Here is a 20,598-nt window from a genome sequence, read left to right on the forward strand (position 1 = left end):
AAGCTTGATGTAGTGGTCAATCAAAACACGCTGCCGAGCTGGAACTGGAAGCGCTGGACTTCGTCGTCCGCTTCCTTTTTCAGCGGATGGCCGAAGCTGAACTTGAGCGGCCCGATCGGCGAACTCCACGAAAAGGCCAGGCCGGTACTGTAGCGCAGGTTGCTGAAATCGAGATCCTGGTCGACGAAGCCGGTGCTGCCCTTGACCAGGGGGTCCTGCTGTTCGCCCCAAACGTAACCGGCATCGAAGAAGGCCGAGACGCGGAAGGTACGGTCCGTGCCCGCCCCCGGCATCGGGAAGTAGAACTCGGCATTGCCGACGAGCTTGCGCGTGCCGCCGGTCGAAGTGATGTCGCCGTCGTTGTCGATGTAGGTCGGGCCGACCGAGCCCTGCTCGTAGCCGCGGACCGAACCGATGCCGCCGACGAAGTAGTTCTTGTAGAACGGCACCTCCTTGCCGCCAAAACCCTCCGCCCAGCCGAGATCGGCGTTGAGCATCAGCGCATAGTCGCGGCCGATCGGGAACCAGTGCTGGTACTGGTAGCCGAGCTTGGCGTAGCGCAGGTCGCCGGCGGGGACGGTCACTTCGCCATAGACGCGCTGATAGACCCCCTTGCGCGTGTAGATGACGCTGTCGCGGCTGTCGCGCGACCAGCCCATCGTCAGCAGCAGGCTGCTGACCGTGGTTTCGCCGATGCCATCGGCGCCGCTGCAGCCGTTATCCCGGCAGAATTCCTGGTAGAGGAACGGGCTTTCCGCGTAGGTCGTGATCTGGGTGCGGTCCGCAGTGAGGCCGAAATTGATCTGGTCGTCTTCGGCGATCGGCCAGCCCAGGCGCAGGCCGGCGCCGGTCGACACCGTCTTGTAGGGCGACACCGAATCGAGTTCGGTCGGGTCGTAGGTGCGGTGGTACAGGTCCCAACCGAGACTGACGCCGTCGACGGTGTAGTACGGGTTGGTGAAGGACAAGGACAGGGTGCGGCTGGATTTGCTCGTGTTCAGACCGAGGTTGAGCGCGTTGCCGCTGCCGAACAGGTTCTGCTGCGCGATCGATGCCGACAGCACGATGCTCTCCGAACTCGAGAAGCCGGCGCCCAGCATCAGGTTGCCGGTGGGTCGTTCCTTGACGTTGAAGTTCACATCGACCTGGTCGGTCGTGCCCGGCACCACCGGAGTTTCGACGTTGACCTCCTCGAAGAAGCCGAGACGGTCGATGCGGGTGCGCGAACGGTTGATCGCCTCGGCGTCGTACCAGCCGCCTTCCATCTGCCGCATTTCGCGACGGACCACCTCGTCGCGGGTCTTGGTGTTGCCGCCGACGTTGATGCGGCGCACATAGACGCGGCGGCCCGGGTCGACGAATACGGTGAACGCGACTTCGCGTTTTTCCTTGTCGACTTCGGGGGCGGCGTTGACGTTGGCGAAGGCATAACCCTCGTTACCGAGCCGGTCGGTGATCGCCTTCGTCGTTTCGGTGAGTTTTTCGCGCGAGAACGTGTCGCCGGGACGAATCTGGGCAAGCGCCTGGTATTCGGACTCGGGCAACACCAGATCACCGGTGAAACGCACGCTGCCGACGGTGTACTTCTCGCCTTCGGTGATGTTCAGGGTGATGTAGATGTCCTGCTTGTCGGGGGTGATCGAGACCTGGGTGGAGTCGATGTTGAAGTCGAGGTAGCCCTGGTTCAGGTAGAAGGAGCGCAGGGTCTCGAGGTCGGCCGACAGCTTCTGGCGCGAGTACTGATCGTTTTTCGTGTACCAGGTCAGCCAGCCCGGCGTGGTCAGCTGCATCCGGTCGAGCAGGTCCTTGTCCTTGAAGGCCTTCGCGCCGATGATGTTGATCTGGCGGATCTTGGCGACGCCGCCCTCGTCCACCGCGAAGTTGATCGCGACCCGGTTGCGCTCGAGCGGCGTCACCGTGGTGGTCACCGTGGCGGCGTATTTGCCACGCGACAGGTACTGGCGCTTGAGTTCCTGTTCGGCCCGCTCGAGCAGGGCACGGTCGAAGATGCGCGACTCGGCCAGGCCGACTTCGCGCAGCCCCTTCTTGAGGGCGTCCTTGTCGAACTCCTTGACCCCGGCGAAATCGATCTGTGCGATCGCCGGACGCTCATCGACGACGACGACGATCGTGTCGCCTTCGGTCTCGATGCGCACGTCGTTGAAGAAGCCGGTTGCGAACAGGGCCTTGATGGCCTGGGCAGCCTGGGATTCGTCGAAGGTTTCCCCCACCCGCACCGGCAGGTAGTTGAACACCGTGCCCGCCTCGGTGCGCTGGATGCCTTCCACCCGGATGTCCTTGACTACGAAGGGGTCGAACGCGAAGGCCGGCGCTGCGGCGAAAAGGGCCACCATGAGCCCGGGCAGGAGCTTACGATTCATGCGGGAGTTCAGCCGGAAATGAGACGATTGATGTCGTTATAGAAGGCGAATGCCATAAGCATCACCAGGAGGACGAGACCGATCTGCTGACCGATCTCCATGACGCGCTCCGGGATCGGGCCGCCCTTGATGATCTCGACCGTATAATACAGCAAGTGTCCGCCGTCCAGCACCGGGATGGGAAGCAGGTTGAGCACCCCCAGGCTGATGCTGATGAGGGCGACGAACTTCAGGTAATGGCTCAATCCCAGCTGCGCGCTCTGGCCCGCGTAGTCGGCGATCGTCACCGGCCCGGAGAGGTTTTTCCACGACACTTCTCCGGTGATCATGCGGCCGATCATCTGCAGGCTGAGCACGCTGGTTTCCCAGGTCTGGCGGACCGCTTTCGCCGCCGCATCAAAAGGCCCGTAGCGCACGGTGGCGAACATCGACAATCCGCCCGGTGCCGGCTCGGCCACGGCGACGCCGATGCGGCCGATGCGCTCGCCGTTCTCGCTCGCCGCATCGGGAGTCACGAGGTATTCCGCCTCCTCCCCTGCGCGCCGGATCTCGAAGCGCAGCGGCACACCGGGCGCCTGGCGCACCTTGAGCACCAGCTCGCCCCAGGCCGCAATCGGCTCGCCGCCGATGGCAAGCACCTCGTCGCCCGGCAGCAATCCGGCGCGGGCGGCCGCACCGTCCTCGGACAGGCGTCCGAGCACCGGCCGGATCAGCGGGCGCCAGGGCTTGAGGCCGATGCGGGCGATCAGATCCTGGTCCTCGCCATCGATCGCGATCCCGCTCAGATCGAACCGCCGGAAAGTCTCCACGTCTTCGAGCGTGCGCACCTGGAGCAGCACTTCGCGCCGATCGAGGGCATGGCGCAGCAGGACCCAGCGCAGATCCTGCCAGCTGAGCACCGGCTCCTCATCCACCGCCACCACCAGATCGCCTTCGCGCACCCCCGCGGCGACGGCGATGGCCGGCGTATCGGAGAGCGCGATGCGCGGGCGCAGCTCCTCGGTTCCGGCCACGAACAGTCCCCAGTACAGCACGATGGCGAGGAGAAAATTCGCCAGCGGACCGGCCGCGACGATGGCGAAGCGCCGATACACGCTCTGACGGTTGAAGCTGCGGTGCAACTCGGCCGGCGCGACCGGCGCTTCGCGTTCGTCGAGCATCTTCACGTAGCCCCCCAGGGGGAAGGCGGCGATCGCCCACTCGGTGCCGTCGCGCCCGGCGCGCCGGACGTACAGCGGCTTGCCGAAACCGATCGAAAAGCGCAGCACCTTCACTCCGCACCAGCGGGCGACGAGGTAGTGCCCCATCTCATGCACCAGGATCAGCAGACCGAGGGCGAGCGCGAACGGAATCAGGTAGTTCAGCAGGTTCATCGGGCAGCCTGTCGTTGGCGGATTTCGCTGCGGGCCCATTCACGGCCGCAGGCGTCAGCGGCGAACACCGCCTCGAGCGAATCGACCGTGAGCGTGGCGCTGCGTTCCAGGCAGGCGGTGATCACGCGGGCGATGTCGAGAAAGCCGATGCGCCGTTCGAGGAACGCGGCCACCGCCTCCTCGTTGGCGGCGTTGAGCACCGCGGGCGCCGCGCCGCCCGCGCGCAGCGCCTCGAAGGCCAGTCCCAGGCAAGGGAAGCGGCGCAGGTCGGGACGTTCGAAGTCGAGCCGCGCGATTTCGAACAGGTCGAGCGAACGCACGCCGGCATCGATGCGCTCGGGCCATGCCATGGCGTGCGCGATCGGGGTGCGCATGTCGGGGTTGCCGAGCTGGGCGATCACCGAGCCGTCGGCGTACTCGACCATCGAATGGATGACGCTCTGGCGATGGATGACGACCTCGATCATCTCCGCCGGGACGCCGAACAGCCAGTGCGCCTCGATCACTTCGAGGCCCTTGTTCATCATCGTCGCCGAATCGACCGAGATCTTGCGTCCCATCACCCAGTTGGGGTGGGCGCAGGCCTGTTCGGGCGTGACCGCGGCAAGCGCCTCCGGCGCGGCGGCGCGGAACGGCCCGCCGGAAGCGGTGAGCAGCACCCGGCGCACGCCCGCCGCCAGCGGCTCGCGCGCATAGCCGGCAGGCAGGGACTGGAACACGGCGTTGTGCTCGCTGTCGATCGGCAGCAGGGTCGCGCCGCTGGCGGCGACCGCGTCCATGAACAGCGCTCCGGACAGGACCAATGCCTCCTTGTTGGCGAGCAGCACCTTCTTGCCCGCCCGCGCCGCGGCCAGGGTCGGGCGCAGCCCGGCGGCGCCGACGATGGCGGCCATCACCATATCCGCCTCGGGAGCGGCGGCAATGCTCTCCAGCGCCTTCGCCCCGCTCAGCACTTCGGTAGCGCTGCCCGCCGCGCGCAGGCCGGCCGCCAGGCGCGCGGCCGCCTCCTCGTCCACCATCACCGCATAGCGCGGCGCGAACTGCAGGCACTGGGCGAGCAGCTTGTCGTCCTGGCGCTGGGCGCTGAGGGCAAAAACCTGGAAACGCTGCGGATGACGCGCGACCACGTCGAGCGTGCTTTGCCCGATCGAGCCGGTGGCCCCCAGCAGGGTGAGGCGTTGAGGTGCGTGTTCAGCCATGGAAAGGAGGCCTTGGAGATCCGGAGAGTCGCCGCTGCACTGTGCCGGAAGAATGAGCGGCGGTCAGCGGGCCAGCCACAGGGTGGCGAGTGCCACCAGCGGCAGGGTCGAGGTGAGGCTGTCGATACGATCGAGGATGCCGCCGTGGCCGGGCAGCAGGGCGCCGCTGTCCTTGAGACCGGCCTGGCGCTTGAGCAGCGACTCGAACAGGTCGCCGACGACGCTGAGCGCGGTCCAGGCGATCAGCGCCGCCGCGATCGCAGGCGCCCCGCCGGCGTGGTCCGCCCCGAGCGCGACCAGCACGCCGAAGCCGAACAGCAGCACCGCGAGCACCGCGCCGACCGCGCCTTCCCAGGTCTTGCCCGGGCTGATCGAAGGTGCCAGCTTGTGCCGTCCGAACGCACGCCCGGAAAAATAGGCGGCGATGTCCGCGACCCAGACTACCGCCATCGTCCCCAGCAGCACCCAGGGGCCGAGCGCGCGCAGCTGCATGAGCGCGAGCGCAGTCGGGATGAGCACGACGAAGCCGACCAGCGAGGCGAGCAACGGCCGGGTGAAGGTCCATTTGCGCGCAAGCCAGAACGGGACGACGAAAGCCCAGAACAGGGCACTGATCCCGTACAGCGGAATCAGCAGGACCGCGCCGGCCGGCTCGCCCCGCCCCAGCCCGGCGAGAAAGCCGAGCATGGCGCAGACGATCCCGAACACGACTGCGGTGGACATGCGCAGGGGGTACTCGAAGCGTGCCAGCCCACCCCACTCCCAGGCGGCCGCCGCACAGACGGCCGCGCACAGCACCACCCAGCCGGCGGCGGGCAGCAGGAACACCGCCCCCAGCAGGCCGCCGAGGAGCAGGATCGCGGTGACGACCCGCTCTTTAAGCATGGGGAGCCCGTGGCTCGCCGCCCGCTGCGGCCAGCTGTTCGCTCGTGCGCCCGAAGCGGCGCTCGCGGCCGTTGTAGGACTCGATCGCCAGGTCGAGGGCGGCGCCGTCGAAATCAGGCCACAAGGTATCGGTGAAATACAGTTCGGTATAGGCGAGTTGCCACAGCAGGAAGTTGCTGATGCGCTTTTCGCCGCCGGTACGGATGAAAAGGTCAGGCTCGGGAGCGAAGGACATCGACAGCTCGCCGGCGAGTTCTTCCTCGCTGAAGCCTTCACCGCGCCCGGGATGGCGCGCCATCAGCCGCGACATCGCCTGCAGGATGTCCCAGCGTCCGCCGTAATTGGCCGCGACGCTCAGATGGAAGCGGGTGTTGGCCGCAGTCAGCGCTTCGGCTTCGCGGATCACGCCGACCAGTTGCGGATCGAAGCGCGACAGATCGCCGATGACGCGGAAACGGATGCCGTTCTCATGGAGGCGGGCGACCTCCTTCTGCAGCGACTTGAGGAAGAGCTGCATCAGGAACGAAACCTCGTCGGCCGGGCGGCGCCAGTTTTCCGAGCTGAATGCGAACACGGTGAGATATTCGACGCCACGCTCGATGCAGCGCCGGATCACCGCGCGCAAGGCTTCGACGCCACGCGAATGCCCCGCCACCCGGGGCATGAAGCGCTTGCGCGCCCAGCGCCCGTTGCCGTCCATGATGACGGCGACGTGGCGCGGCACCGAGGCCACCTCGGGAATGTCGCGTGTGGAGCTCTTGAAGCGTTTGCCGCTCATGGTCCGCCTCCTGTTCGACGCTGGCGGCAACCGTGCCGCTGCGCACGGATCAGATCTGCATCAGCTCCTGCTCTTTCTGGGCGAGCAGCTTGTCGATCTCGGCGACGTACTTGTCGGTGAGCTTCTGGATTTCGTCCTCGGCCCGGCGCTCGTCGTCTTCCGAGATCGTCTTGTCCCTGACCGCGTCCTTGAGCTGCTGGTTGGCGTCACGGCGCAGGTTGCGGATCGCGACCTTGGCGGTCTCGCCCTCGTGGCGGACGACCTTGGTCAGGTCGCGGCGGCGCTCTTCGGTCAGGGCCGGCATCGGCACGCGCAGCAGTTCGCCCATGTTGGCCGGATTGAGGCCGAGGTCGCTGTCGCGGATGGCCTTCTCGACCTTCGCCATCATCGGCTTTTCCCAGCACTGCACGCCGATCGTGCGGGCATCGATCAGGGTGATGTTGGCGACCTGATTGACCGGCACCATCGAGCCGTAATACTCGACCATGACGTGGTCGAGGAGGCCGGTATGGGCGCGGCCGGTCCGCACTTTGGCGAGGTCGGTCTTCAGCGCCTCGACCGACTTCTGCATTTTCTGTTCGGTGTTCTTCTTGAGCTCGGGAATCATGCGCGCACTCTCCAGGATTCAGGAATGGACCAGGGTGCCTTCGTCTTCGCCCATCACCACGCGCTTGAGCGCGCCGGGCTTGAAGATCGAGAACACGTTGATCGGCAGCTTCTGGTCGCGGCACAGGGCGAACGCGGTGGAATCGAGCACCGCCAGGTTGCGGCCGATCGCCTCGTCGAAGCTGATCCGATGATAACGCTGTGCGCTCGGGTCCTTCTTGGGGTCGGCGGTATACACGCCATCGACCTTGGTCGCCTTGAGCACGATCTGGGCGCCGATCTCCGAACCGCGCAGCGCGGCGGCGGTATCGGTGGTGAAGAAGGGGTTGCCGGTACCGGCGGCGAAGATCACCACCCGGCCTTCCTCCAGATGACGGATCGCGCGGCCGCGGATGTAGGGCTCGACGACCTGGTCGATGCGCAGCGCCGACTGCACGCGCGCCTCCAGGTCCATGCGCTGCATCGCGTCGGCCAGCGCCATCGCGTTCATCACCGTGGCCAGCATGCCCATGTAGTCGGCGGTGGCGCGGTCCATGCCGGAAGCCGCGCCCTTCATGCCACGGAAGATGTTGCCGCCGCCGATCACCACACCGACCTGCACGCCGAGCCGGGTGACTTCGGCAATCTCGGAGACGATCCGGCTGACGACGTCCTCGTTGATGCCATAGGCATCGTCGCCCATGAGGGCTTCGCCCGACAGCTTGAGCAGGATGCGCTTGTAGGCGGCGGACACGGTCCTCTCCTTACTTCTTCGCCGCGGCGGCAGCCTGCTCGGCCACTTCGGCGGCGAAGTCGGTGACTTTCTTCTCGATGCCTTCGCCGACGATGTACAGGGTGAAGCTCGCCACCGAAGCGCTGCGGGCCTTCAGCAGCTGCTCGATCGTCTGCTTGCCGTCTTCGGCCTTGACGAAGACCTGGCCGAGCAAGGTGACTTCCTTGAGGAACTTCTGCACCGTACCTTCGGCGATCTTCTCGAGCATCGCGTCCGGCTTGCCGGCTTCGCGCGCCTTTTCGATGGCGATGCGGCGTTCGGCGTCGATCAGGTCCTGCGACACGCCGCTGGAGTCGAGCGACTTCGGCTTCGACGCAGCGATGTGCATCGCCAGGTCCTTGGCGAGCTGTTCGTCGCTCCCGACCAGGTCGACCAGCACGCCGATCTTGGCACCGGCGTGGACATAGCCGGCGACCCGGCCCTGCGCCTCGATGCGGGCGAAGCGGCGGATGCTCATGTTCTCGCCGATCTTGCCGACCAGCGCGGTGCGGATCGCCTCGACGCTCTGACCGCCGATCTCGAGGGCGGACAGTGCGGCGACGTCGGCCGGGTTCTTCTGCGCGACCAGCTCGGCGAGCTGTGCGGCGAGAGCGATGAAGTCGTCGTTCTTGGCGACGAAATCGGTTTCGCAGTTGATCTCGACCATCGCGGCGAGCTTGCCGTCGGCCGCCAGGAACGTGCCGACGATGCCTTCCGCGGTGACGCGGGCGGCGGCCTTGGACGCCTTGTTGCCCAGCTTGACGCGCAGGATCTCTTCGGCCTTGTCCATGTCGCCGCCGGCTTCGGTCAGCGCCTTTTTGCACTCCATCATCGGCGCGTCGGTCTTCTCGCGCAGTTCCTTGACCATGCTTGCGGTGATTTCCGCCATGCTAGCTCCTGAATATTCGTGTATGGGGTATGCGGCGGGGAAGATCGGGCCGCAGTGCAAACGGGGCCTCGCCGGCCCCGTGTGATTTGGATCAGGCCTGGTCCTGCGCGCCTTCTTCCTCGACCTCGACGAACTCGTCGCCGCCGGCATCGACGATTTCCTGCAGCACCTGGCTGCGGCCCTGGAGCACGGCATCGGCCACGCCGCGGGCGTAGAGGCGGATCGCGCGTGAGGAGTCGTCGTTGCCCGGGATCACGTAATCCACGCCTTCGGGCGAGTGGTTGGTGTCGACCACGGCGACGACCGGAATGCCCAGCTTCTGCGCTTCGGTGATCGCGATCTTGTGGTAGCCGACGTCGATCACGAACAGCGCATCAGGCAGGCCGCCCATGTCCTTGATGCCGCCGATCGACTTCTGCAGCTTCTCGAGTTCGCGGCGTACGGTCAGCGCTTCACGCTTGGACAGACGCTCGGCCGAGCCATCTTCCATCATCGCCTCGACTTCCTTCAGGCGCTTGATCGACTGCTTGACCGTCTTGAAGTTGGTCAGCATGCCGCCGAGCCAGCGCTCGTCGACAAACGGCATGGCGGCGCGCTGGGCTTCCTCGGCGATGATCTCGCGCGCCTGGCGCTTGGTGCTGACGAACAGGATGTTGCCGCGATTGGCGGCGAGCTTGCGCACGAAGTCCATCGCTTCGTTGTACTTCACCATCGTCTTTTCGAGGTTGACGATGTGGATCTTGTTGCGCTGACCGAAGATGTAGGGGGCCATGCGCGGGTTCCAGAAACGGGTCTGGTGGCCGAAATGGACGCCCGCTTCGAGCATCTGACGCATCGTGACAGACATGTGTGACTCCAAACTGAAAAAGGGTTGAACCTCCGCCCGGCAGCGGGAACATGCCGTCCGGCGCGCTTTGCGCGCTACCGGACGCAGGCCCCCGACACGCCATCGACCGCGAAGCGAATGCGGTGCACGACGCACCTCGCCTCCCCGCGCCGATGGACCCTTTCCTGCCGGACGTGCGGATTTTGCCTGCCTGAGCAGACAAGCCGGCGATATTAACATGGCGCCGGCAAGCCGCTCAAGGCTTGCACCGCAAGGCGTTTGCCGGCGAAGGGCGCTTGCGATAGCCTTGTCTCCTTTCCCGCCCCAACCCAGAAGAACAGACGATGAGCATCACCATCAAGACCCCCGAAGAGATCGAACGGATGCGCACGGCCTGCCGCCTTGCCGCCGAAGTGCTCGACTACATCGCCCCTTTCGTCGTCCCCGGAGTGACCACGGCCGAACTCGACCGCCTCTGCCACGACTACATGGTCGATGTCCAGCACACCGTCCCCGCACCGCTCGACTACGCCCCCCCGGGCTACACCCCCTACCCGAAATCGATCTGCACTTCGGTCAACCACCAGGTCTGTCACGGCGTGCCCGGCGAAAAGGCGCTGAAGAAAGGCGACATCGTCAACATCGACATCACGGTGATCAAGGACGGCTTCCACGGCGACACCAGCCGGATGTACCTGGTCGGCGGCGAAGGTAGCGCCAGCATCATCGCCCGCCGCCTGGCCTTCATTACCTACGAATGCCTGTGGCTGGGCATCGCCGCGGTCAGGCCCGGCGGCCACCTCGGCGACATCGGCGCCGCGATCCAGAAACACGCCGAAGGCAACGGCTTTTCGGTGGTGCGCGAATTCTGCGGCCACGGCATCGGGCGCAATTTCCACGAGGACCCGCAGGTCCTGCACTACGGCAAGGCCGGCACCGGCCCGGAACTGAAGCCGGGCATGATCTTCACCATCGAGCCGATGATCAATGCCGGCAAGGCGGCGATCTCCGAGTTGCCCGACGGCTGGACCATCGTCACCAAGGACCGCAGCCTGTCGGCACAGTGGGAACATACCGTCCTGGTCGCCGAAACCGGAGTCGAAGTGCTCACCTTGTCCGCCCACTGCCCGCCGCCGCCCGCCCTGGTCGCGGCCCGCTTCGGCTGACGTGGGCTTCGCGCGGGACGCCGGCCTCGATGTACGACGCACTGACCGCTGCGCTGCAGCCGACCGTGGCCGCGGCGCGCCGCCGGCTCGCCGCGGGCATGGCCGCCCTGCGCGCCCGCTACGAGGCCAGGCCGCAGACCGCCACCGTACTCAGGGGACGGGCGCAGCTCGTCGATGAGGCGATCTCGACCCTGTGGGCGGCCTGCGCCATGCCCCCGCCCGCCGCCGTGGTCGCGGTCGGCGGCTACGGCCGGGGCGAGCTGTTTCCCGCTTCCGATGTCGATCTGCTGATCCTGCTGCCGGCATCGGCCGACGCCGACCTCCAAGTGCGCCTCGCCGCGCTGGTCGGCGCGCTGTGGGACATGGGCCTCGAAATCGGCCACGCGGTGCGCACGGTAGACGAATGCCTGGTGATCGCGGCCGACGACATCACCGTGCAGACGAACCTGCTCGAGGCGCGGCTGCTCGCGGGCAGCGCGGCGCTGTTCGGCGAACTCTGCGAGCGCTATCGCGAAGCCCTCGATGTGCGCGCCTTCTTCAAGGCCAAACGGCTCGAACAGGAACAGCGCTACGCCCGCTTCAACGAAACGCCGTACGCGCTCGAACCCAACTGCAAGGAAAGCCCGGGGGGACTGCGCGACCTGCAGATGCTCGGCTGGATCGCGCGTGCCGCCGGCCTCGGCCGCAACTGGCGCGACCTCGCGCGCCGGCGCCTGATCACCGGGGGCGAGGCCGGCGAACTGCGCAAGGTCGAGCGTTTCCTCCAGCACCTGCGCATCCGCCTGCACTACCTCGCGGGGCGGGCCGAAGACCGCCTGCTCTTCGATCACCAGGAAAAACTCGCCGCGATCCTGGGCATCGAAGCCACCGCCACCCGCCGCGCCTCCGAAGTGCTGATGCAGCGCTACTACGTCACCGCCAAGATCGTCATGCAGCTCAATACCGTGCTGCTGCAGAACTACGGCAGCGTGATCTTTCCCGACCGCGGCGCGGCGATCGTCGTCAATGCCCGTTTCCAGGTCGTGCGCGAACTGCTCGACCTGCGCGAGGAAGACCTGTTCGAGCGCGAGCCGGCGGCCATCCTCGAATCCTTCCTGCTGCTCGAGCAACGCTCCGAGCTCAAGGGTATGAGCGCGCGCACGCTGCGCGCCCTATGGATCAACCGGAACCGGGTCAACGCGGCTTTTCGCGCCCGCCCCGAGCACCGCGCCCTGTTTTTGCAGATCCTCCAGCAAAAGCGCGGCATCCTCCACGCCTTCCGGCGGATGAACGAATACGGCATCCTGTCGCGCTACATTCCGGCCTGGCGCCGGATCGTCGGCCAGATGCAGCACGACCTCTTCCACGTCTACACCGTGGATCAGCACATCCTGATGGTGCTGCGCAACCTGCGCCGCTTCACGATGGGCGAACATGCGCACGAATACCCGCTGATGACGCGGCTGATGATGGGCTTCGAGCGCTACTGGCTGCTTTACCTCGCCGCCCTCTTCCACGACATCGCCAAGGGCCGTGGCGGCGACCATTCCAGGCTGGGGATGGCCGACGCACGCGAGTTCTGCACCCAGCACGCCCTGCCCGACGAAGACAGCGCGCTGGTCGTCTGGCTGGTCGAGCACCACCTGACGATGTCGCACGTCGCGCAAAAGGAAGACACCTCCGACCCCGAAATCATCGAGCGCTTCGCTGCCGTCGTCGGCGACGAGCGCCGCCTGGTCGCGCTCTACCTGCTCACCCATGCCGATGTCCGCGGCACCAGCCCGAAAGTGTGGAATGGCTGGAAGGGCAAGCTGCTCGAAGACCTGTTCTTCGCTACCCGCCGCCTGCTGCGCGGCGCCACGCCACAGGAAGCACTCGGCCTCGACGACCGCCTCGAGGACGCCCGCAAGCTGTTGCGCTATTACGGTTTGCGCCCGGGCATCGAGGAGGCGCTATGGGCGCAGCTCGACCCGGTGTATTTCATGCGTCACTCCGCCGAGGAGATCGCCTGGCATACCCGGGTGCTCTACCACCGCCCCTGCTCCGAACAGCCGGTGGTGAAGGCGCGCGTCGCCGAAGGCGAGGACGGCGTCCAGGTGATGGTGTTCACCCGCGACCAGAAGGATCTGTTCGTACACCTGACCGGCCTCTTCGGACGCATGGGCTTCACCATTCTCGACGCCAAGGTGCACACCACCCGCCACGGCTTCGCCCTCGACAGCTTCATGCTGCAGGACCCCGGGCATGCGGCCTCGTACCGCAACATCGTCACCCTCATCGAACACGAGCTGAGCACCCGCCTGCAGTCCCCGGGCGCGCCCGAGCGCCCCGCGCGCGGACGGATGTCGCGCCAGGTCCGGCATTTTCCGATCACCCCCGAAGTCAGCATCCGCCCCGACGAGGCCGGCCGCCACTACGTGCTGTCGCTGACCGCGGCGGATCGGCCGGGGCTGCTGTTCGATGTCGCCTCGGTCCTCGCCGCCCACGGCATCCGCCTGCACACGGCGAAGATCGCCACCCTGGGCGAGCGCGTGGAGGACGCGTTCCTGCTCACCGGCCAGGCGCTGGCGCAGGATGCCCAGGTCCTGAAGATCGAGCGCGAGCTGCTCGAGCGCCTGCAGGTTTGAGCCGAACTCAGTGGCCCTTGCTCGCCAGCCGGCCGATCGCGGCGTAAAGCAGGCCGGAAAGACGCACCGGGGACGCACCGGGCCAGACGTTTCGAGTCGATCCTCAGACCCGGCAAAGACATTCGAGCACGGCGCGCACGCGCACCATGGACTCCTGCAGCACCACTTCGATGTCGTCGAAATGGATGCCGTGCTCGCTCGACGAGCGCCCCGCGGCATAATTCACCACCACGTTGATCGCCGCATAGGGAAGCTCGAGTTCGCGCGCGAGCACCGCTTCGGGCATCGCCGTCATGCCCACCAGTTCAGCGCCGTCGCGCTCGAAGCGGTCGATTTCCGCCGCCGTTTCCAGGCGCGGCCCCTGGGCCGCGGCATAGACACCACCGTCGAAGGCGCTGTCGCCCGCCGCCGTTGCCGCGCGCAGCAGCCGCTGGCGCAAGACTTCGTCATAGGGGCGGGTGAAATCGATGTGCCGCACCGGAGTGTCGATGCCGTCGAAAAAGGTACTCTCGCGCCCCCAGGTGTAATCGATGATCTGGTTCGGCACCACCAGCGTGCCCGGCGGCCAGTCGGCGCGGATGCTGCCCACCGAGGCCACCGAGACGATGCCCTCGACCTTGGCCTGCTTCAGCGCCCAGATATTGGCGCGGTAATTGACCCGGTGCGGGGGGATGGTGTGGCCATGGCCGTGGCGGGCGAGAAAGACCACCGGCGCCTCGCACATTCTGCCGAACGTCAGTGCAGCGGAAGGCTCGCCGAAGGGTGTGCGCGCCACTTCACGGCGCACGTTTTCCATATTCGAAAGCTGCGTCAGGCCGCTGCCGCCGATGATTGCGAGCATTGAGCGAAACTCCATGAAACGGGGCGGCGGATTCTATCACGGGCCCGTTTCCGCCCAGCTCGCCGAGAATTCATGTTGCAGCGCCGCAGCCCATGGTAGAATCCTCGCCCTTTCAAAGACTTCCCGCCTCCATGTCCCGCGCCATCCGCAACATCGCCATCATCGCCCACGTCGACCACGGCAAGACCACCCTCGTCGACCAGCTGCTGCGCCAATCCGGCACCTTCCGTGAAAACCAGCAGGTCGCCGAACGGGTCATGGACTCGGGGGACATCGAGAAAGAACGCGGCATCACCATCCTGTCGAAAAACTGCGCGATCCAGTACGGCGACACCCACATCAACATCGTCGACACCCCGGGCCACGCCGACTTCGGCGGCGAGGTCGAGCGCGTGCTGTCGATGGTCGACAGCGTGCTGCTGCTCGTCGACGCGGTCGAAGGCCCGATGCCGCAGACCCGCTTCGTCACCCGCAAGGCGCTGGCGCTGGGCCTCAAGCCGATCGTCGTCATCAACAAGATCGACCGCCCCGGCGCACGCCCGGACTGGGTCATCAACCACACCTTCGATCTCTTCGACAAGCTCGGCGCCACCGAGGAGCAGCTCGACTTCCCGGTGATCTACGCCTCCGGCCTGAACGGCTTCGCGGTGATCAACGAGAACGACGAGCGCACCGACATGCGCCCGCTGTTCGAGGCCATCCTCGAGCATGTCCCGGCGCCGGAAGTCGATGCCGACGGTCCGCTGCAGATCCAGGTGTGCTCGCTCGACTACTCGACCTACATGGGCCAGCTCGGCATCGGCCGCATCAAGCGTGGCCGCGTGCGTCCGAACCAGGAAGTCGTCGTCATGTACGGCGAAGAAAACCGTGGCAAGGGCAAGGTCAGCCAGATCCTCACCTTCGAAGGCCTGGAACGCAAACCGTCTGAATTGGCCGAGGCCGGCGACATCGTGCTGATCGCGGGCATCCAGCAGGTCAACATCGGCGTCACCCTGTGCGACCCCGAGTGCCTCGAGGGCATGAAGCCGATCGCCGTCGACGAGCCGACGCTGACGATGAACTTCATGGTCAATACTTCGCCGCTGGCCGGTCGCGAAGGCAAGTACGTCACCAGCCGCCAGATCCGCGAGCGCCTGGAAAAGGAACTGCTCAAGAACGTCGCCCTGCGCGTGACCTACACCGGCGACTCGGACGTGTTCGAGGTCGCGGGCCGTGGTGAGCTGCACCTGACCATCCTGCTCGAGAACATGCGCCGCGAAGGCTACGAGCTGGCGGTCGGCCGCCCGCGCGTCGTCTACAAGGAAATCGACGGCGCCAGATGCGAGCCCTATGAACTGCTGACCGTCGATGTCGAGGAAGACCACCAGGGCGGCGTCATGGAAGAACTCGGCCGCCGTCGCGGCGAACTGCAGGACATGCAGCCCGACGGCAAGGGCCGCGTGCGTCTCGAATACCGCATTCCGGCCCGCGGCCTGATCGGCTTCCAGGGCGAGTTCCTCACCATGACCCGCGGCACCGGGCTGGCCAGCCACGTCTTCGACGACTACGGCCCGATGGCCGGGGCAATGGCCGAGCGCCGCAACGGCGTGCTGATCTCGCAGAACGACGGCGACGCCGTGGCCTACGCCCTGTGGAACCTGCAGGACCGCGGCCGCATGTTCGTGAGTCCGGGCGAAGCCCTCTACGAAGGCATGATCATCGGCGTCCATTCGCGCGACAACGACCTCGTCGTGAACCCGATCAAGGGCAAGCAGCTCACCAACGTGCGCGCCTCCGGCACCGACGAGGCCGTGCGCCTGATCCCGCCGATCGCGCTGACGCTGGAGTCCGCGATCGAATTCATCGCCGATGACGAGCTGGTCGAGATCACCCCGAAGAACATCCGCCTGCGCAAGCGCCACCTGAAGGAAAACGAGCGCAAGCGCGCGGCCAAGGCCGCCGAGGGCTGATCAGCTCCTCGCCCTGCGCCGGAAGGCGAAGAGGCCCCGCCGGGATCATCCCGCCGGGGCCTCTGTCCTTGCGTGCCGGCCAGCGACATCGTGCTGGCCGCCGATCCGGCGGTAGCGGAGCGCCCGAATCGTCGGGCGCCAGCGCCGGCGAATGCTTATTTCTTCTTGGCGCTGGCCACTTCCCCACCGAAACGGCCGCTGAGATACTGCGCGAATTCGGCTCCGGTTTCCGGGTGGCGCAGGCCGAATTCGATCGTCGCCTTCAGGTAGCCTAATTTGGAGCCGCAGTCGTAGCGCACGCCGTCGAACTGGTAGGCCAGCACCGCCTCCTCCTTCAGCAGCGAGGCGATCCCGTCGGTGAGCTGGTATTCGCCGCCGGCGCCCGGCTTCAGTGCGCGGATGTGGTCGAAGATGCGCGGCGTCAGGATGTAGCGCCCGACCACGGCCTGGGTGGTGGGAGCTTCTTCGGGCTTAGGCTTTTCGACAATGCCGGTCATGCGCTGGACCTGACCCTTGTCGGTCTCGGTGCTGACGATGCCGTAGCTGCGGGTCTCCTCGCGCGGCACGTTCATGGTGCCGAGCACCGAGCAGCGGTGGTAGTTGTAGACATCGACCATCTGCTTCAGCACCGGCTTGCCGTCCTTGTTGTCGAGGAGGTCGTCGGCGAGGATCACGGCGAAGGCCTCGTCACTGACCACGTGGCTCGCGCACATCACCGCATGGCCCAGGCCGAGCGCTTCCGACTGGCGGATGTAGATGCAGTTGACGCCCTTCGGCACGGTCTTGCGCACGATCTCGAGGAGTTCCTTCTTGCCGCGCGCTTCGAGCTCGGTTTCCAGCTCGTAGGCTTTGTCGAAGTGATCCTCGATCGAACGCTTGGTTCGACCGGTGATGAAGATCATGTCGGTGATCCCGGCCGCCACGGCTTCCTCGACCGCGTACTGGATCAGCGGCTTGTCGACGATCGGCAGCATTTCCTTCGGGCTGGCCTTGGTCGCCGGCAGAAAGCGCGTGCCCATGCCGGCAACCGGGAACACCGCCTTGGTGACCTTCTTCATTTTCATTGTTCTCCCAGAGTGAAAGATTGCTGCATTGCAGCGGGCACGATTCTGCGCCAATCCGCCCCCGGCCGCATCAGCCGTTCGTATCCGTTTCCTTCAGCAGCACGCGCAGCCCGTCCTCGTCGAGGATGGCAAGGCCGAGCGCCTGCGCCTTGTCCAGCTTCGAACCGGCTTCGGCACCGGCCACCACGTAGTGGGTCTTCTTCGATACCGAGCCGGCGACCTTGCCGCCCCGCGCCTCGATCAGCGCCTTGGCTTCGTCGCGGCTGAGCGTCGGCAGGGTCCCGGTGAGGACGAAAGTCTTGCCCGCGAAGGCCCCGGCCACCGCCGTCGCCGGCTCACCCTCCTGCCATTGCACGCCGGCGGCGCGCAGCTGCTCGATGACTTCGCGATTGTGCGGCTCGGCAAAAAATTCGGCGATCGACTTCGCCACGATCGGCCCCACGTCCGGCACCTGTTGCAGCGCATCGACGCCAGCGGCGATCAGCGCATCCAGCTTGCCGAAGTGGCGCGCCAGGTCGCGCGCGGTGGCCTCGCCCACGTTGCGGATGCCGAGCGCGAAAACGAAGCGTGCCAGCGTCGTGCTGCGACTCGTCTCGATCGCGGCCAGCAGGTTCTGCGCCGATTTTTCGCCCATGCGCTCGAGCGCGGCGAGCGCAGGCACGTCCAGCCGGTACAGATCCACCGGCGTCTTGACGATGGCTGCATCGACCAGCTGATCGACCAGTTTGTCGCCCAGACCCTCGATATCCATCGCCCGCCGGCCGGCAAAATGCAGCAGCGCCTGCTTGCGCTGCGCCGAGCAGAACAGGCCGCCGCTGCAGCGGGCCGCAGCCTCGTCCTCGCCGCGCACGACATGCGAGCCGCACACCGGGCAGGTGGGGAATTTTTCCAGCAGCACGAAGCGCGCCAGCTCGTGCGTCCGGCGCTCGAGTACCGGCGCGACGACTTCCGGAATGACGTCGCCGGCGCGGCGCACGATCACCCAGTCGCCGATGCGCACGTCCTTGCGGTCGATCTCGTCCTGATTGTGCAGGGTGGCGTTGGTGACCGTGACTCCGCCGACGAACACCGGCTCGAGCCGCGCCACCGGAGTCAGCGCCCCGGTGCGCCCGACCTGCACCTCGATGTCGCGCAGCAAGGTCACCGCCTCCTGCGCCGGATATTTGTGCGCGACCGCCCAGCGCGGTTCGCGGGTCAGGAAGCCGAGGCGCTGCTGCAGCGCAAGCGCATTGACCTTGTACACCACGCCGTCGATGTCGAACAGCAGCGTCTCGCGCAGCGCACCGATGCGGGCATGGAATCCGGCCAGCCCGGCGCCGCCGCGCACCACCTCGCGGTACGCACACACCGGCAGACCGAAGGCGGCGACGGCGTCGAGCACTCCGGCATGGGTCGGCGGCAGCGTCCACCCCGCAGTCTCGCCGAGGCCGTAGGCGAAGAACGACAAGGGGCGGCGCGCGGCGACGGCGGGATCGAGCTGACGGATGCTGCCGGCGGCGGCATTGCGCGGATTGACGAAGACCTTGTCGCCGGCTTCGGCCTGGCGGCGGTTGAGGGCTTCGAAGTCGTCCCTGCGCAGGTAGATTTCGCCGCGGATCTCGAGCACCGGCGGCGCCTCGCCGCGCAGGCGCAAGGGAATCGCTTTCACCGTCCGGACGTTGGCGGTCACATCCTCGCCGGTTTCGCCGTCACCGCGGGTGGCGGCCTGGACCAGCACGCCGTGCTCGTAGCGCAGGTTGATCGCCAGGCCGTCGAACTTGAGCTCGGCCGCGTATTCGACTTCGGGATCGCCCTCCCCCAGGCCGAGCTCGCGGCGCGTGCGCGCATCGAACGCCCAGGCCCCGCTCGCCTCGGTGTCGGTTTCGGTGCGGATCGACAGCATCGGCAGCCGGTGGCGCACCGGAGCGAACTGGGCAAGCGGCTGGCCACCCACGCGCCGGGTCGGCGAGTCCGCCGTGCACAGCGCCGGATCGGCGGCCTCGAGCGCCTGCAGTTCGCGAAACAGGCGGTCGTATTCGGCGTCCGGAATGGTCGGCGCGTCGAGCACGTAGTAAGCGTGGTCGTGGCGCGCGATTTGCGCACGCAGTTCGGCTGCCCGCTGGGCGGCGGTGTTCGGGTCGTTCTTGGCGGGCGGGACCGAGCGCTCGTCGCCCGGCTGCGCGCCACCGTTCGCAAATGAATCCATCACGCCAGGATCGTCACGCCGAGAACAGCCGCTGCGCCAACCGGCCGCCAGCCGAAATGCCGCGCCCGTCCATGCGCTGCTGGAACTGCTCGACCTGGGCCCGGATCAGCGCCGCGGCATCCGTCCCGAACGGGGTACGGTTGTCGTCGACGACGCTGCCTTCGAGGCGCTCGGCGAGGTCGGAGGCGGTACGCATCAGGCGGTCGAAGGCCGCGACCCCGTCGGCGACATGCGGCACGTCGATGACGAGCGTGAGGCCGCGGGTCACCAGCCGTGCCATGCCGCCTTCGACGAACAGCTCGGGTTCGAGGTTGCTCAAGGTGAACAGGGTCGCGCCGCCATCATCGACGGCATGGAAGCTGCCATCGCCGGCCAGCCCGAGGCCGAGCTGCTCGGCGAGCCGCTGCACTTCTGCGCCTTCGAACTGGCGCTCGCGGGCGACCACGTTGACTCCGATCTGCACGTCGACATCGGCGCAGAAGCGATCCAGTTCGGCGGCGTTGCGCAGGGTTTCGGCGCGCAGCGGCAAGCCCGGCGGCAGCGCCATCACGGCGTCGGCGACGCGCTGCACGCCGCCGGTGAAGCGCATGAAATCGGCCTCTCCGATCGAGCCCTGGCGATCGACCAGCTGCAGCCCGGCACAGAACCAGTGGCAAGCGCCCGTGCGCTCCGGCCCCAGCGCATGCCACTGGTTCTGGGTGTCGTCGAACCCGAACCAGCGCACCGGTTTGCCCAGCCCGGCCAGATACTCCGACTGCAGCTGCCACAGCCGCTGCATTTCGAGCGGTTCGATGACTTCCAGGTGGATCACGCAGTCGGCACGTGCATCGAGCAGATCGGGCAGCGAGGGGGCGCTGCGCTTGAGCGGGGCCTCGTTGAAGCGGCGCGGACCGTCCTCGTCCGCCAGGCCGGGCTCGCGGCGCTCGGCCGTGGTGCTGCCGCCGACTTGCGGCTCGAGCAGCACGTCGCGATGCTCGGACCTGAAGGCGCGCTCGGCCTCGCGCCGGTGCTTGCGTTCCTGCCACTTGTTGTAAGCCACGATCAGCACTACGACGGCGATGCCGGCGCCGATCAAAGCGATCTGAAGTTCGCTATCCAT

At 66.8% G+C, this 20,598-nt stretch carries 16 protein-coding genes; 3 read left to right on the top strand and 13 right to left on the bottom strand.

All coding sequences use genetic code 11. The features are described from left to right. Positions 1–20: 20 nt before the first annotated feature. The 9 genes from bamA to rpsB all read right to left on the bottom strand — a co-directional run bounded on the left by bamA (position 21) and on the right by rpsB (position 9,709). Complete coding sequence (gene bamA / locus Tharo_RS10400) at positions 21–2,381, bottom strand: outer membrane protein assembly factor BamA (RefSeq protein ID WP_107221120.1); 2,361 nt, start codon at positions 2,379–2,381, stop codon at positions 21–23. A gap of 8 nt (positions 2,382–2,389) precedes the next feature. Continuing rightward, positions 2,390–3,754, bottom strand: a complete 1,365-nt coding sequence (gene rseP / locus Tharo_RS10405) for an RIP metalloprotease RseP (protein ID WP_107221121.1) — start codon at positions 3,752–3,754, stop codon at positions 2,390–2,392. Continuing rightward, on the bottom strand, positions 3,751–4,953 hold the full coding sequence (ispC, locus tag Tharo_RS10410; RefSeq protein ID WP_107221122.1) for a 1-deoxy-D-xylulose-5-phosphate reductoisomerase: 1,203 nt from the start codon (positions 4,951–4,953) through the stop codon (positions 3,751–3,753). The genes rseP and ispC overlap by 4 nt, the downstream gene beginning before the upstream one ends. Positions 4,954–5,016: 63 nt before the next feature. Continuing rightward, positions 5,017–5,838, bottom strand: a complete 822-nt coding sequence (locus tag Tharo_RS10415) for a phosphatidate cytidylyltransferase (RefSeq protein WP_107221123.1) — start codon at positions 5,836–5,838, stop codon at positions 5,017–5,019. Beyond that, complete coding sequence (gene uppS / locus Tharo_RS10420) at positions 5,831–6,616, bottom strand: polyprenyl diphosphate synthase (RefSeq protein ID WP_107221124.1); 786 nt, start codon at positions 6,614–6,616, stop codon at positions 5,831–5,833. The genes Tharo_RS10415 and uppS overlap by 8 nt, the downstream gene beginning before the upstream one ends. A gap of 49 nt (positions 6,617–6,665) precedes the next feature. Then, on the bottom strand, positions 6,666–7,223 hold the full coding sequence (gene frr, locus Tharo_RS10425; protein WP_107221125.1) for a ribosome recycling factor: 558 nt from the start codon (positions 7,221–7,223) through the stop codon (positions 6,666–6,668). Between the two features lie 18 nt (positions 7,224–7,241). Further along, entirely contained in the window at positions 7,242–7,955 is a 714-nt protein-coding gene (pyrH, locus tag Tharo_RS10430; RefSeq protein ID WP_107221126.1) for a UMP kinase, read from the bottom strand. A 10-nt stretch (positions 7,956–7,965) separates the two neighbouring features. Continuing rightward, positions 7,966–8,862, bottom strand: coding sequence for a translation elongation factor Ts (gene tsf / locus Tharo_RS10435; protein WP_107221127.1), 897 nt, complete (start codon positions 8,860–8,862; stop codon positions 7,966–7,968). A 91-nt stretch (positions 8,863–8,953) separates the two neighbouring features. Further along, positions 8,954–9,709, bottom strand: coding sequence for a 30S ribosomal protein S2 (gene rpsB, locus Tharo_RS10440; protein WP_107221128.1), 756 nt, complete (start codon positions 9,707–9,709; stop codon positions 8,954–8,956). Between the two features lie 323 nt (positions 9,710–10,032). Here rpsB and map point away from each other — a divergent pair, with 323 nt between their 5' ends. After that, positions 10,033–10,854, top strand: coding sequence for a type I methionyl aminopeptidase (map, locus tag Tharo_RS10445; protein ID WP_107221129.1), 822 nt, complete (start codon positions 10,033–10,035; stop codon positions 10,852–10,854). A 29-nt stretch (positions 10,855–10,883) separates the two neighbouring features. Beyond that, the gene (locus Tharo_RS10450; RefSeq protein ID WP_107221130.1) at positions 10,884–13,460 is read left to right on the top strand and encodes a [protein-PII] uridylyltransferase; all 2,577 of its coding nucleotides are present in this window, start codon (positions 10,884–10,886) and stop codon (positions 13,458–13,460) included. A 103-nt stretch (positions 13,461–13,563) separates the two neighbouring features. Here Tharo_RS10450 and Tharo_RS10455 read toward each other — a convergent pair whose 3' ends face one another. After that, positions 13,564–14,301 carry an S-methyl-5'-thioinosine phosphorylase gene (locus Tharo_RS10455; protein WP_107221131.1) on the bottom strand — a complete coding sequence of 246 codons (738 nt, stop codon included), beginning with the start codon at positions 14,299–14,301 and terminating at the stop codon, positions 13,564–13,566. Positions 14,302–14,432: 131 nt separating this feature from the next. Here Tharo_RS10455 and typA point away from each other — a divergent pair, with 131 nt between their 5' ends. Continuing rightward, positions 14,433–16,250, top strand: a complete 1,818-nt coding sequence (typA, locus tag Tharo_RS10460) for a translational GTPase TypA (protein WP_107221132.1) — start codon at positions 14,433–14,435, stop codon at positions 16,248–16,250. Positions 16,251–16,405: 155 nt separating this feature from the next. Here typA and galU read toward each other — a convergent pair whose 3' ends face one another. The 3 genes from galU to Tharo_RS10475 form a co-directional block, all read right to left on the bottom strand. After that, positions 16,406–17,308 carry a UTP--glucose-1-phosphate uridylyltransferase GalU gene (galU, locus tag Tharo_RS10465; protein WP_107221133.1) on the bottom strand — a complete coding sequence of 301 codons (903 nt, stop codon included), beginning with the start codon at positions 17,306–17,308 and terminating at the stop codon, positions 16,406–16,408. Positions 17,309–17,384: 76 nt separating this feature from the next. After that, on the bottom strand, positions 17,385–19,499 hold the full coding sequence (gene ligA, locus Tharo_RS10470; protein WP_107221134.1) for an NAD-dependent DNA ligase LigA: 2,115 nt from the start codon (positions 19,497–19,499) through the stop codon (positions 17,385–17,387). 13 nt (positions 19,500–19,512) lie between these two features. Continuing rightward, positions 19,513–20,598, bottom strand: a complete 1,086-nt coding sequence (locus Tharo_RS10475; RefSeq protein WP_107221135.1) for a cell division protein ZipA — start codon at positions 20,596–20,598, stop codon at positions 19,513–19,515.

This window comes from Thauera aromatica K172 (assembly GCF_003030465.1).
Lineage (GTDB): Bacteria > Pseudomonadota > Gammaproteobacteria > Burkholderiales > Rhodocyclaceae > Thauera > Thauera aromatica.

What these genes read in the sequence shown, in the direction of transcription:
- tsf (WP_107221127.1), bottom strand. Translation starts at nt 8,862, where the DNA reads ATGGCGGAAATCACCGCAAGCATGGTCAAGGAACTGCGCGAGAAGACC.
- Tharo_RS10450 (WP_107221130.1), top strand. Translation starts at nt 10,884, where the DNA reads ATGTACGACGCACTGACCGCTGCGCTGCAGCCGACCGTGGCCGCGGCG.
- Tharo_RS10415 (WP_107221123.1), bottom strand. Translation starts at nt 5,838, where the DNA reads ATGCTTAAAGAGCGGGTCGTCACCGCGATCCTGCTCCTCGGCGGCCTG.
- typA (WP_107221132.1), top strand. Translation starts at nt 14,433, where the DNA reads ATGTCCCGCGCCATCCGCAACATCGCCATCATCGCCCACGTCGACCAC.
- frr (WP_107221125.1), bottom strand. Translation starts at nt 7,223, where the DNA reads ATGATTCCCGAGCTCAAGAAGAACACCGAACAGAAAATGCAGAAGTCG.
- Tharo_RS10455 (WP_107221131.1), bottom strand. Translation starts at nt 14,301, where the DNA reads ATGCTCGCAATCATCGGCGGCAGCGGCCTGACGCAGCTTTCGAATATG.
- ispC (WP_107221122.1), bottom strand. Translation starts at nt 4,953, where the DNA reads ATGGCTGAACACGCACCTCAACGCCTCACCCTGCTGGGGGCCACCGGC.
- rpsB (WP_107221128.1), bottom strand. Translation starts at nt 9,709, where the DNA reads ATGTCTGTCACGATGCGTCAGATGCTCGAAGCGGGCGTCCATTTCGGC.
- map (WP_107221129.1), top strand. Translation starts at nt 10,033, where the DNA reads ATGAGCATCACCATCAAGACCCCCGAAGAGATCGAACGGATGCGCACG.
- galU (WP_107221133.1), bottom strand. Translation starts at nt 17,308, where the DNA reads ATGAAGAAGGTCACCAAGGCGGTGTTCCCGGTTGCCGGCATGGGCACG.
- rseP (WP_107221121.1), bottom strand. Translation starts at nt 3,754, where the DNA reads ATGAACCTGCTGAACTACCTGATTCCGTTCGCGCTCGCCCTCGGTCTG.
- ligA (WP_107221134.1), bottom strand. Translation starts at nt 19,499, where the DNA reads ATGGATTCATTTGCGAACGGTGGCGCGCAGCCGGGCGACGAGCGCTCG.
- Tharo_RS10475 (WP_107221135.1), bottom strand. Translation starts at nt 20,598, where the DNA reads ATGGATAGCGAACTTCAGATCGCTTTGATCGGCGCCGGCATCGCCGTC.
- bamA (WP_107221120.1), bottom strand. Translation starts at nt 2,381, where the DNA reads ATGAATCGTAAGCTCCTGCCCGGGCTCATGGTGGCCCTTTTCGCCGCA.
- uppS (WP_107221124.1), bottom strand. Translation starts at nt 6,616, where the DNA reads ATGAGCGGCAAACGCTTCAAGAGCTCCACACGCGACATTCCCGAGGTG.